General features: G+C 44.3%; 8 protein-coding genes. 3 read left to right on the forward strand and 5 right to left on the reverse strand.

Annotation, left to right across the window (positions count from 1 at the left end; all coding sequences use genetic code 11):
* The first annotated feature begins 502 nt into the window (after positions 1 to 502).
* Entirely contained in the window at positions 503 to 2023 is a 1521-nt protein-coding gene (locus O9X84_RS13625) for an AMP-binding protein (protein WP_269520269.1), read from the forward strand.
* Between the two features lie 549 nt (positions 2024 to 2572).
* Here the strand turns inward: O9X84_RS13625 and O9X84_RS13630 are convergent.
* The 3 genes from O9X84_RS13630 to O9X84_RS13640 all read right to left on the reverse strand — a co-directional run bounded on the left by O9X84_RS13630 (position 2573) and on the right by O9X84_RS13640 (position 8699).
* Positions 2573 to 3787 (reverse strand): serine hydrolase domain-containing protein, encoded by a 1215-nt coding sequence (locus O9X84_RS13630; RefSeq protein ID WP_269520270.1) that lies wholly within the window; start codon positions 3785 to 3787, stop codon positions 2573 to 2575.
* A 649-nt stretch (positions 3788 to 4436) separates the two neighbouring features.
* On the reverse strand, positions 4437 to 5921 hold the full coding sequence (zapE, locus tag O9X84_RS13635; RefSeq protein WP_269520271.1) for a cell division protein ZapE: 1485 nt from the start codon (positions 5919 to 5921) through the stop codon (positions 4437 to 4439).
* Between the two features lie 318 nt (positions 5922 to 6239).
* Entirely contained in the window at positions 6240 to 8699 is a 2460-nt protein-coding gene (locus O9X84_RS13640) for a zinc-dependent metalloprotease (RefSeq protein WP_269520272.1), read from the reverse strand.
* A 200-nt stretch (positions 8700 to 8899) separates the two neighbouring features.
* Here O9X84_RS13640 and O9X84_RS13645 point away from each other — a divergent pair, with 200 nt between their 5' ends.
* Complete coding sequence (locus O9X84_RS13645) at positions 8900 to 10117, forward strand: aminotransferase class I/II-fold pyridoxal phosphate-dependent enzyme (RefSeq protein WP_269520273.1); 1218 nt, start codon at positions 8900 to 8902, stop codon at positions 10115 to 10117.
* A gap of 190 nt (positions 10118 to 10307) precedes the next feature.
* Complete coding sequence (locus O9X84_RS13650; RefSeq protein ID WP_032096611.1) at positions 10308 to 11483, forward strand: saccharopine dehydrogenase family protein; 1176 nt, start codon at positions 10308 to 10310, stop codon at positions 11481 to 11483.
* 251 nt (positions 11484 to 11734) lie between these two features.
* On the opposite strand, the gene O9X84_RS13655 is transcribed toward O9X84_RS13650, so the two are convergent.
* A complete protein-coding gene (locus O9X84_RS13655) occupies positions 11735 to 13291 on the reverse strand; it encodes a BCCT family transporter (protein ID WP_269520274.1) in 1557 nt (518 codons plus the stop codon).
* A gap of 162 nt (positions 13292 to 13453) precedes the next feature.
* Positions 13454 to 13675: a TIGR02450 family Trp-rich protein gene (locus O9X84_RS13660; RefSeq protein ID WP_163106688.1), complete on the reverse strand. Its 222-nt coding sequence runs from the start codon at positions 13673 to 13675 to the stop codon at positions 13454 to 13456.
* Positions 13676 to 13685 lie beyond the last annotated feature (10 nt).

Genomic DNA, 13685 nt, shown 5'->3' on the forward strand with positions numbered 1-13685 from the left:
TCACCATAATTGCTTGCATTATAGATAGCCACGTTATTCAAAAAATATTGAAGCATTTAGATAAAAAACACCCTACTTCTTCACAAGCAACTCTATTACCCCCTTTGCGTGCACCACCTGAAGAAGAGCACGACTTCAATATTCAACGCGACTTTAACTTTGGAGCGTAGACAATAAGCAAAATAAGATACTAAGACCTAGATTCTTTTGGTAGGGCAGCCTGCACTCAATTTTTACTATTGCTGTACCAAAGACTTGAAAAGATCAAACAATGAAAACTGTGCAATTAATCCAAATGCCTAAACCATCTTCGTAACGGACATCTAGCCACACTAAAAGCCAGCTACAACGAAGGATAGCATATAGCGTTTGTTTTACTTATACTCTGTTATGCCCTCTAATTATTCATATCAATAATAGAACGGTATTTATAAAAATGATGAAAAAGTAAGCGCGGGGTGCGTTATTCTCGAGTGATGAGCTACTTGCTAGGAATCAGTGAATGTCGGGTGATTTTTATTTGAGTGGAACACCAGTTAAACGCGAGTTGATGGTGCAGCGCGCGAAAAAATTAGCGTATGTTTTGCAGCAAAAAGGGCTGAAAAAGGGCGATGTAATCGCTGTTTTGCTAAGAAACGATCCCACGATGTTCGAAGTTGTGTTGGCATGTCGTTACGTTGGCGCATATTACGTTGCCTTAAACTGGCATAATACCCAAGCTGAACTCATGCCGATTTTGCTCGACAGCAAGGCTAAAGTGCTGGTGGCTCACAACGATTTATTGGCCGACTTTTTAGCTCCGCTACCTGTAGGTGTTGCGGTACTCGTGGTTGACACACCGAGCGTGATCGCAGAGCGTTATGCGGTAAAAAACATGTCAGACAACAGTGCACATCACGCGATAGAGCGTTTATATCCACTATTGGCACACAGTCCTATGGTTGAATCTGAGCCACTGCGCTTCAGAGGAATGTTTTCTTACACTTCAGGTAGTACCGGCCAACCGAAGGGGATAAAGCGTGATTATAATGAGCAAAGCCCCGACCCTTTTGTCGTATTTGCTGGTCTCGCAAAAAGCTTGCTGCAACTTAATAGTGGCGATCGTTTTTACATTGCCGCACCGCTGTATCATAGTGCTCCCCATGCCTTGACCTTAAGTTGCCTTGCCGCAGGTAATATTGAGGTGTTTGTTGAAGCAAAATTCGACCCGGAGCGATTTTTAGCCGATGTGCAACAACATAAAATCACTCATATCTATATTGTACCAACCATGATGATTCGCTTATTAAAGCTCACAAGAGCAGTCCGTCAGCAATACGATATATCAAGTCTGCGCTATGCCCTGTCAACCGGTTCTGCTTGTCCTGTCGAGGTAAAACAAGCCATGATTGACTGGTTTGGTCCCATTTTTTTTGAATCATATGGTGCCAGTGAGTTAGGTTTTATGACGCTTATTTCGTCTGCTGAGTCAGCTGCAAAGCCGGGCTCGGTAGGTCGAATTATCCCAGGTGGTTCGATAAAAATTCTAGACGAGAATAAGCAGCTACTGCCCAGTGGTGAATCTGGCTTAATTTACGTTTATTTACCAATGTTTGGACCGTTTAAATATACCAATATTCAGGGCAATATTGACGACTTGCATGTTGCAGGCCATACCACCTTAGGGGATGTGGGCTACGTAGATGATGACGGTTTTTTGTATATTAATGATCGCAAAAAAGACATGATCATTTCAGGTGGCGCCAATATCTTTCCAGCCGAGATAGAAACGCTGCTAATTGAGATGCCACAGATTGTTGATTGTGCCGTTTTTGGTGCACCTCATGCGGAATTTGGGGAAATGGTGATTGCTGCCGTGCAGTGCGTTGCAGGCGAAGCGTTATCGATGCAACAAGTTCACGAGTTTTTAGAGGGGAAATTGGCTAAATTCAAATGGCCCAAAAAACTCGACATACATGACTCATTGCCGCGAGAAGACAGTGGCAAGATATTTAAACATCGGTTAAAAGTCGCTTATGGTTGATGGCGGTACATGCCGTGTGCATGGCTTACTGATATCAAATCAACAGCGCTACAAAGGTAAGTCGCACCGCCATAAGAATTGCGCGGATGAAAAACCGTAGCCTGCACTAAATATTCGGGACTTTCGCTGTAATTTAAATTTAACGGCTGCGTCTTGCACTTTTACCCAACAATCGAGCTCCTGTCTTACTCTCGAGGTAAAATACACATGCTCGTGTTGTTAACCTCATTGTTTTAACCAAACGCCATCATACTTTCGCAAAGCATAATTTTTTGCTTTCAGGCATAAAACCAATCCACTGATTATTAAATGAATAATGCTATGCGTTGCGAGCTAATTGCAAAATTTTGGCTGCTAAGAGTGAATTGCAGACAATGAGAAAACCCATTGATAATGTCCGATGATCCGACATTGCGGACATACGGATTTGCTTGGTGACGGTCTTTTCGGTGTCATAATCAGATCATCGAACGTCTGACAGAGAACGATCACGTCGTACGTGCAGCTGCCGCTGAGAAAGAATGCCTTAGCATTCAAGTTATCGCTGTTTCAATTACTAAGATCTTTTCTTAACTGCTTCGCAATGTGCCACATATCCCGATCACCGTAATATTCCAACGAATTTCCCGTGTGAACTATTACTATTTGTAAGTCTGGTATGACATAGATATTTTGACCAAGATTACCCGTTGCAAAGAATTGATTATTGCCATCGCAATTAACATGCCCCCACCAATGAAAACTGTAATACGTTCTTTCACAATTATCGCTATCGAACCAGTCTGGGTAAATATCGGGTGAAGAATTCGGAATTTCAGAAAGACTTTGCTTTACCCATGAAGCTGATATTAACTGCTTTCCTTGCCATTGGCCGTTATTAAGATACAACATACCAAACCTCGCGTAATCAATGGCCCTAGCTATCAGTCGGCTAGGCATGTATTCAAAACCAGATTCACTACTGTCCAGTGAAAACAATGCATCATACTCCATAATTTGCAGCCATAACTTTTCTTCAAGATAACTGGAGACACTTTTACCTGTAGCATTTTCAATAATCATTCCTAGAAAGCTCGTATTGTAGTTGTTGTATTCGAAAAGCTCCCCGGGCGCAGTTTCGACTTCGATCTCGTTAAGAAGTCGATTTCGCACATTATTGTGATAATACCCAACAGCCTCGTCGTGCCAAGGTGAGTGAATATTGGTAAAAGGAACATAATGAGTCGTGTATTTCAATCCTGATTTCATTTCCAATAAATGACGAATCGTGATGTTGTGAAATCGACTGTCTCGAATAGCTAAACTCGGAATATATGTGACAATTGAGTCATCAACACTCTCGATTACGCCCTCGTCAATCGCTGCACCGATTAAAAATGATATAAATGACTTCGCCATTGATTGGGAGTGAAAAAAGGACTCTTTAGAAAAACCATTAAAATACTTCTCATAGAGAATTTTGTCTTTCTGAATCACGATTAGTGATGTAGTTTTAGACCTCAAGGCCCAGTCGTCGAATGAATCAAATCCAGATACTTCTAGTCGTCTATCAAATAGCGACTCAATATACTGCGCTTTGGGTCTTGACTCGAATTTTGATGCAGAATTACCCGCATTAATATTTCGATTAGGAAAAAACTGATAATCATAAACATCTGCTACGTGCATCGTTGCTAATCGATATACGTAAGTAGGTGAATATTGCACAGACAGCAGCACTACAAGAAAGCATATAAGAGCAACAAGAAATATTGTTAATGGCATTACTAATTTTTTAATAAACCTTCCCTGTTGTTCTAGTTATCTCATCGAAGAAAATTGTTTGCAATTACCGATATTTGTAAATACATCAGACGCCTATCCGATGGATGAAAGAAATGAATTAGTTTAAGCGAGAATCTGCTGCTTGTCTTCAGCAGGCCGTTAGATAAAATACGTTCTGTGATTTCTCATAGCTCTCCGATGCCCTTAAGTTAAGATTCCTTATGTAGGCAATACACCAGCAAGGGCACAACGCAAAATCTACACTTATGACTGCTCTATGTCGGCAGTCGACATTTTAAAAAAGGCAAAAAGTCCGACGGAGCAGACATATGAACAAAGAATTATATTTCTACATTTTGCCGTTAAACCCCTTCAACTCCCTCTATCCGTCGGCTGCGTGCGCGGGCTGTGTAAAAACTATATTCAGCCCGTTATTTGAACAAAAATAGATGTAAATTTGTCTTACATTTTACGTAGCATTGGGTAATCAATTGGGTTGTTGAAGTTTTTACATTACCTGAGCCAATTCAAAGCGTTCGTGGTAATAGCGATTCAGGAGCAAGAAGCCCAGGTTTTAGCAAATTAGGATGATGCCCCTGCAACTGATGTAAGACACTTTTTAGTTGGTAGGACACCTTAAAGTAAGTTGTCATTGCCGTCCCCATTCCTTTCCACCCATTTCTACCAACCGAGACGCGGCTCGTCGAAATGAAAAGGCGAGATCATTGGCGGACGATAATTGTGCCAGTGACACGCCAATCAGACCCGTCGCCGACCACTCCACATGCTCCCCCTCTTTATTGCGGATCATGGTCGTCGCAAAGGAACTCGAGTTTCCCCCCTTCTCACTGACAAACAATTCTTCATCTCCATCTCTGCTTTCGACTTGCGCTTCAAAATCGACAAACAACTCGTCGAGCGGGACTTGTGCCGCCAGCACCAAGCGGGTGCGAGATTCATAACACGCATCAATGAGGGTCACGAATCGTCGCGCTTCATTGAGGTGATTAGCGGTAAGTTGGGGTACGCGGTCCATGATGATGACCGGAAATCGCTCGCAAAGGGAAATATAATCGGCCGCGCCGAGCGGTTGGTAGCACAACTCGGCAAAGTCAAACCAGGCGCACCGATCATTTAATCGGGCGACCTGGACGGTGCGACCGAAGTGAACCTGAATGTCCTCCGCCTCAGTTGTGGATGCAGTGCCACCAAATATTTCTTCCAACTGCGCCCGTATGTCGTTTTCAGCATTATTATCGCCATGAGCATCCTCGTTAGACCAAAGATAGGATTGACCATCCCCTCGAGTTTCGAGTCGATAATCCTTGGGAGAATCCTCCATGGAAATAATGTCGAACGTCTGTTTTAACATATCTATGAATGGCAAAAAGAGGGATCGGTTAATGCCTCTCTCATATAAGGCCTCGGGAGAGCGATTCGAGGTGGCCACTACCACGACATTACAATCCAATAAGAATAAAAAGAGTCGTTTCAAAATCATAGCATCGCCAACGTCTGTCACTTGAAATTCATCGAAACAGAGGAGTTGGGCTTCTTGTGCCAATTGTTGCGCAATGATGGGGATCGCATCACTTTGTGGGTGTTTCTGTTTGTAGACAAAGACTCGATGATGGACGTCTAGCATGAATTCATGAAAGTGGACGCGGCGTTTGGTAATTTTTGCGCGTTTATTGGTATGAGTAAGGCTGTGGCTGTCATTATTACAGCAAGAATCATCATCAGCAAAATTAACCGACGCGTAAAAGAGATCCATTAAAAAGCTTTTGCCAACCCCGACCGGTCCATAAATGTAAATGCCTCGCGGTGGTGGACCAAAAGACCACAAATGGAACTTCTTTCGAAGAAAGGACTTGGCGGATACCAGGGGTCGCGCAAGTAACAATGGACCATTGCCTGCATAACTGCTCTCTGTCGAATAGTTGGTGCGCACGGGTACTGGTGGCAGCGAGGCTAAAGACTCATGTAGGGCATCCAATTTTGCCGCCAGAGCGACTTGCGCCTCGTCGCGTCGCACCTCTCCCGCATCCACCTTGAGTTCATAAGCCGCTGAAACGGGGCCTGTCGAGAGGCTCCGCCGAGCGACGGGTTGTTGCGCTATATTGGTCTTCATCATCGTCTTCGTTTTCATCATGGAGCTGATGAGTTTATAAACATGATGAATGGTACGTTAGATCTCTGTAAAGGTATCAAGTAATTTGCTCATACACGCCGATCTTCAAGTCGACAACCTGTTTAATACAATGTTGCAAAAAAACAGGGCGTTACCATTGTTAACCTTTTCTATATTCAAACCATAAAACGCAAAAAGCCAACTTAACAAAGCTGGCTTTAAAGGCGCATATTACGGCGTATACTAAGGTGAGTGCTATGGCATCTGCAGGCTAATTAAGAGACTAAAAAAGCCTACTCCAAAGCCTTTACATCTCTTTTTTTAAATTGGCGAGCCAGGTGGTAATGGCATTACCTCAAACGCAGCAGGCCATGTTCCACTGCTAAAGTAAGCGTCAAAATATCCGTTTAATATTTCGTACTTATCGTCATCAGCTTCATCCTCTAACCACTCGTTAAACTCTAACAAAGCTTCATCAGCCGCAAGTTTTACTTCAGGTGCCAATTTGTTGTTAGTCACAGCCTCCATAATGGCGTTAAGCGCAACTAACTGAAGGCGCTTTGCGATAGCGCTGGTATCTTTATTCTTATACCAATGAACATTCAGAATTTGTTTTATCAAAAGATTAACGTCAACTTTTTTGCGTCTATCTTTGCTGCTTGTTACTTGCCACTGAAGGCGATTTAGGCGCTCGGGGTGTAACAATAGCGACAATGAGAAGTTTGCCGCAGAGGCCGCAGCCGATGCAGGGTCGAGCATTAATCCCATTTTACCCTTAAATTGTTCACGAGTAATATCATCGCCGTAGGCTGTGGGAGGAATTAACGACAACACACTTTCAGGCATACTTAGGTAATCTGCCGTCGACGCTTTAATTAACTGCTGCATTGCACGCTGCTGCACCGCAGGTGCCACAAACTGTTGGCCTTGTGGGGTAACATAATCGCCCTTACGTTCATATTCATAGTGCAAACCACCTACCTGTTTTGCTACTGCTTCAAGCTGATAGCGATGAAGCAAGAAAATGGGCACTAAGCTGTGTTCTAGTGACGAAAGGCTGGCATTGGGGGCTAGGGTATTCATACCAAGGTTGTTAAGCGCTACATCGCGAACCTTCGATATTTCATCAAAGGCGTCTAATGGGTCTGAACCATTCTCCCACATATGCCCATTTGCAGAGCCGTGTCTGGAGCTTCGCGTATCTGAATCCGATTTAAAGGCAAGGCCGGCATTTCTTGCTTTAGTGATAACTTTCGCAAGAGCTTCCTTCTCTTCGTCTTCACTGGCAAATGTAGCGTAGCCATAGGTGACGGCATGCTTATCCCAGTCACCTATTCCTTTGTCATAGGCATTTTCTAAGCTAATCACCCCGTCTTTTAATGTAATTTGAGGGTGCGGATAATCCATCACCGAAGCTCTATTGTTTTCGCTGGCCGCAAAGTTGTGCGCAATACCCAGCGTATGACCAACTTCATGGGCAGAAAGTTGTTTTATTCTGTCTAGGGCCATTTCTTGCTGCGCGCTAGTATCGGCTGCATTGTCGACACTGCCATCCGAAAACGGGCTGGTGAGGCCAAGAGCGATTAAATAGTCTTGGCGCACGCGTAATGAACCTAGCGTTACGTGGCCTTTTATTATTTCTCCCGTTCTTGGGTCTACAACAGAAGAGCCGTAAGACCATCCCCTCGTTGCTCTGTGAACCCAGTTGATAACGTTGTAACGCACGTCCATAGGATCTGCGCCCTCAGGTAACACTTTCACCTGAAATGCGTCTTTAAAACCCGCAGCTTCAAACGCTTGGTTCCACCAGCTAGCGCCTTCTTTAAGCGATGACATTACTGGCTCAGGTATACCTGGGTCTAAATAATAAACAATAGGCTCTACCGCTTCACTCATTGCAGCGTGGGGCGTCTTTTTCTCTAGCCGATGACGAGTAATAAAGCGCTGCTCTGTCGACTCAGTAATCGCCGTAGAATAATCATAATAATTGAATTTCCAGTAGCCTGAGTACGGATGATATACACGGGGTGTATAGCCAGCCTCTGGCAGCGCAACAAAGGAATGATGCAAATGCACGCTTAAGCTTTCAGCGTCAGGCGTGACTTGCTGTACATAGTCACCTGGTTTGCTTCCACTAAACGTGACCAAGGCTTCAAGCTCAGTGTTTTTCTCAAATCCTTTCGTACGCGGAAGGTAAACGCCACTGCGCATTTTATCTACATTGTAGCTGCCTTGCTTACTGCCAGACAACCGGTTACCAATGCCATGAACATCGCTTAATAGGTAATCGGTGTAGTCAACCAGGTTCGCGCCGTCACTTTTCGCAACAATAGCAAAGCCTGCAATAACCGAGTCGGCAAAGGCTTCATCAATACTTTGCTTTTCAGCAACAGAGCCATGGCCAGCTCTAAACTTGGTGTTGTGCTGTGTTAGCAATAGCTTATTGCCGAAACGCTCGAAGGAAATTAATCGAGTCCTACCAAGCTGCCCCCTATCCAGGCCAATATCGTTTGAACCCACGCCGTATGGAAGGCTACTTTGAAATAGATACTGCTCATCAGATGCTGGTACTTCCAAAAACACCTTATCAGCAGAGTCATCATAATACATGGGGATCAGGCCGTTTTTCTTGGTCATGCCATCAGTAAACTCACTGATGCTTGGCACTGCGGCTAAGGCAAGAGATGATGACGTGATAAATAGCGCAAACAAAACGGTGATGAAATGGCTGGTAGCACGTAGGTACTGTGTGTACCTACCAATCAAGGTAGAACGCTGCATTCGTTAATTCCTTCTGCGTACATGCGAAACAGTAAAGTATGAATTGTTTCAGTTAGCCTACCCCAAGTGACTGTATTTGCCTATGATTGCGTCGGTAAAAAATACATCAACAGAAAATACTTGAATAGTTATCGTGAGTATTTCCTAATGTGTACCCGCTTACATTGTTTTTTTATCTATCAATATTGAGGTTGGCTATTTTGAAGTTTACGTCTCGCGCTACTGGTATCTCTGAGTTCTTGGCCATGGCCTATGGTGAAAAAGCATCGGCGCTTGTTAAAAGCGGCTTTGATGTTATTCGCCTGAATCTAGGCGAGCCTGACTTTGGTGCCCCAGACGCTGTAATAACAGCGATGAAAGACTCGTTAGACTCACCTGATTACCCTTATACATCGGCGCTGGGCACGCCTGAACTTCGCGAGGCCATAGCTGGCTTTTACGAGCAAAAACACGATGTAAAAATTCTCTCATCACGCATTGTGGTTACCGCCGGAGCAAGTGCGGCGCTGTTGTTAGCCAGCGCGGCACTGGTAGAGCCTGGCGACAATGTGATTTTAGGCGACCCTTCATACCCGTGTAATCGTCGCTTTTTGAACGCTTTTGGCGCGGATGTCACTCTGGTTCCCACCTCTAGTGAACATAACTTTCAGCTTACTGCTGACGATGTTGAAAAGCACTGGAAGCCCAATACGAGAGGCGTACTCATTGCAACCCCAGCGAACCCAACGGGCACAGTGATTGATGCTGCTGAACTGTTGGCTATTGGTAAAATCTGTAAACAGCATGATGGCTTTTTAATTGTCGATGAAATTTATTTAGATTTGCTGTTAGACGCTTCTGTACAAGAGGATGCTGCGGCAAGAGATGAAACTGCGCCTGCGGCAACAACCGTTCTCGCTAACACGCTTCTACACGATACTATTATTGTGATTAATAGCTTTTCCAAATACTTCGGCATGACCGGCTGGCGTTTAGGCTGGTGTGTGGTACCTGAGGAAATGACAAGCGTTGTTGAGCGTTTAGCACAAAACCTCTTTATATGCCCTTCTACCCTTTCTCAAAAAGCAGCGCTGGCTTGCTTTACCCCGCAAGCCCTCAGCCAATGTGAGGAAAACAGGCAATTACTTATTAAACGGGCCACACTGGTATTTTCTGCATTGGAAAAGATGGGGCTACCTGTTGATGCAAAGCCTAACGGCGCTTTTTACGCGTATATCAATATTCAAAAAACCGGGCTTTCAGCCATCGAGTTTTGTGACACGTTATTGGATAAATACTATGTTGCCCTTACTCCAGGAAACGACTTTGGTGAACATAATGCCAACAATTACGTTCGTTTGTCATTTGCCACTAGTGAGAGTGATTTACTAAAAGGACTGGAAAGACTATCTCAATTTGTGAATGAATTAGTAGGCTAACGGTTTCATGAATACACCAATATTATGCAAAAAAATAATAGCGGGCCCGCGAGATAGGTATATTTACCTAATTCGAGATTAGCGAAAACTAATTGGGCTAACATAAGACTAGCTATCGCAATATTGGTTTTCACAAGAATGCTAACGTAAAAGAACGCATAAAAACGTAAATTAAAAACAGGATGCAAGTATGAGTATTGAACGAGATTTAGATGTGGTGATTTTCGGTGCCACCGGCTTCACAGGAAAATTAGTCGCAGAATATTTTCAATCGCAGTACGGCAACGACAGCAGCGTTAAATGGGCAATAGCAGGCCGTAACGAGCAAAAGCTTAACGATGTAAAACAAGAGCTAGGTATCAGTGACGCTGTTGAAATGATTATTGCTGACGGCGATGACGACAGCGCGCTAGATACACTGACAAAACGAACTCATGTTGTACTGACTACCGTAGGCCCTTATCAAATTTACGGTGAAAAACTGCTTTCTGCTTGCGTTGACAATGGCACGGGGTATACCGATTTATGTGGTGAACCTGCGTGGATGCACCAGATGATCAACAAGTACAATGATAAAGCCAAAGAAACTGGTGCCAATATCGTCTTTTCGTGCGGCTTCGACTCTGTGCCTTTCGACTTAGGAGTGCACTATCTGCAACAACACGCAAAGAAACAAACCGGCGATGCCATTGAATACGTTAAAGGTCGCGTGCGTAAAATGCAGGGGACGTTTTCTGGCGGTACCGCAGCGAGCCTAAAAGCCACAATGGTAGCGGCGAAGAAAGATAAGTCGATAATGGCGGCATTGATTAATCCGTTTTCACTAGCTGATACAAACGTAGCGACAGAACAGCCAGATGGCAACAAACCCTATTTTGATGAGCAGTTAGGAACATGGGTTGCCCCTTTCATTATGGCTGCCATTAATACTAAAAACGTGCATCGCGCTAATTACCTAAGTAACTATGCCTACGGCAAAGCGTTCAAATATGATGAAATGCTTATGACCGGTCCTGGTGAAAAAGGTGAAGCCATGGCAAAACATGTGGCTAATGACAAGTCGTTAGCCAGTGATGATGGCCCTAAGCCCGGCGAAGGACCAAGTAAAGAAGAGCGCGAAAATGGGTTTTATGACGTCATGTTTGTTGGCAATGCGACAAATGGCGATATGCTGGCAGTATCAGTAAAAGGTGACAAAGACCCGGGCTACGGCTCTACCAGTAAAATGATTGCAGAATCTGCGCTGTGTCTTTGCAAAGACGTAAGTTTATCTGGCGGTTTTTACACGCCTGCATCTGCGCTAGGCGATAGCTTAATTAGCAGATTAGAGGCCAATGCTGGCCTTACGTTTACCATAGAAAAATAAGCTGGAGAAAGTAAACCTGCAAATTTGACGAACTGGTTTTATTACCGTAGCGCACACGCCGCTTTGAGAACCAATTTTGACATTTAGGTGAATAACAACGAACCCGTGAAAAGGCACTTTCCTTTTCACGGGTTTATTTTTTGTCAATGCTGGGGGCTGTTATAACGTGGAGTCATAACGTGGAGCTATAACGTCGAGCTATAACGGTGCTTTTATAGCGAAGAATTCATACCGGAGAATTCCTACAAGCTTCACCGAGCATCATTCGCCTTAGCTTTGCCTTTTGTAATTACAATGCGCGGTGCATCCCATAAAGACGGTAATAAAATTAAGGACACGGGCACAGCACTCACCACAATAAATGCTTGCAGTTTATCTATACCGCCAGAGTCAATCATAATAAGAATGGCGGCCATCAGCCCCATTGCAATGCCCCAAAACACTCTCACAAACGTTGCCGGTTGATCAGAGTCTGACATAGAAACTGATAACACGTAAGTCATGGAGTCGCCCGTTGTGGCTACAAACGTCATGGTAAGCAATAGAAACAAGAATGAAACAATGGCGCCCATAGGCAGCGCCTGAGTAACCGCAAGCAGCGCCGCTGGTAAGTTAAAGCCTTCAAACGCAGCTGAAATAGCTCCTGGGGCGTTAAGCTCTAATGACAGCCCTGTTCCACCAACAATAGTAAACCAAAACATAGTGATAAGCGGCGCAATAATAGACAGCATAATGACAATTGCGCGAATAGAGCGGCCTTTGCTAATACGAGCTATAAAAATTGCCATCATAGGCCCGTAGCCAATAAACCATCCCCAAAAGAATACTGTCCACCAGCCTAACCAACCCGCCTCGCCAAACATACCCGCATCTCCGCGATACAACGCCATTTGAAAAAAGTGCGTAATGTGTGTGCCCAACGCCTCAAAGAAATGGCTAATGACAAACATTGCACTGGTGGTCACCATTAAAAACGCCAGCAAGCAGACTGCGAGGATCATATTTAATCGGCTAAGCAGCTGAATACCTTTGGTCACCCCGGTGATGGCCGATGCAACATATACAATGGTGAGCACGCTAATAACTGCCGTTTGAGTTGTGGCATTGTCGGCTATACCAAACAACGTATTGAGCCCGTAACTTACCTGTAAACCCAAAAACCCTATAGGCCCCACCGTGCCTGCAACAACTGCAATAATACATACCGCGTCGGTGATAGTACCAATAGGGCCTTGTATAGCGCGGCGCTTAAAAATAGGGTAAAGCAACGTTCGGGGCGCTAATGGCAGGCCCTTCTCGTAGTGATAATACATAAGCATTATCACCGTCAGGCTACCTAAAATAGCCCAGGCCAAAAAACCCCAGTGAAGATAAGATTGCGCAAGGGCGTACACCGTAGCCTCGCCAGTACCTGCTTCAACATCACCAAATACCGGCGGCACACTTAAGAAATGTGCCATGGGCTCGCCAGCTGCCCAAAATACGCCACCGCCAGCGAGAAGCGTACACATGATCATTGAGCCCCATTGGAAGTTAGAGAACTCTGGTTTATCTATATTCCCCATTACAGCTCTAGCGCCTGGCAAACATGCCATACCAAGGCTAATTGAAAAGGTAGCCAATAACAGTACTTGCCAATACAAACCAAAATACGTTACCGACCAAGCGAAGCTGCTGTCTACCCAAGCAGCAAGCGCGCTCACATCAATTAAGGCCATCAAACAAAATACACTGATAAACCCAGCGGTAATGGCAAATAGCGGGATGTTTATCTTACGTTCTGTGTTTGTGTCTTTTGTTAATATCATTTTAAAAGCAAAGATTCCTTAAGGAGAGTAAGGTCATCGACATCATTAAATTTAAGTCGATGACTAATGTCGATGACTAATATAGATTGGTAAATCGAAATAACGCTAACATTATGTCTACGTTATCATATCGAATACATTATCGGATTACCGGGTTGATTGCTATTTCCAGCCTTGGCGCCACATTGTCGTGTCTTTTAAATCTCGCCAGTTTATCGGGTATTCTGTTTTTGACATCACCGATTCAAGAACACAAGAGACAACAACCCCCTCTTCGTCGAATGTCACGTCAGTCACTAAAAAATGCTTTTCTTTGTTTTTAGGCGACGTGGACGTCCATTTGCTGCGCAGAAGTTTTTTAGGGTTTATCTGATGTTTAGACATAAACAGGGCT

It is taken from the genome of Alteromonas sp. BMJM2 (assembly GCF_027257845.1).
GTDB lineage: Bacteria > Pseudomonadota > Gammaproteobacteria > Enterobacterales > Alteromonadaceae > Alteromonas.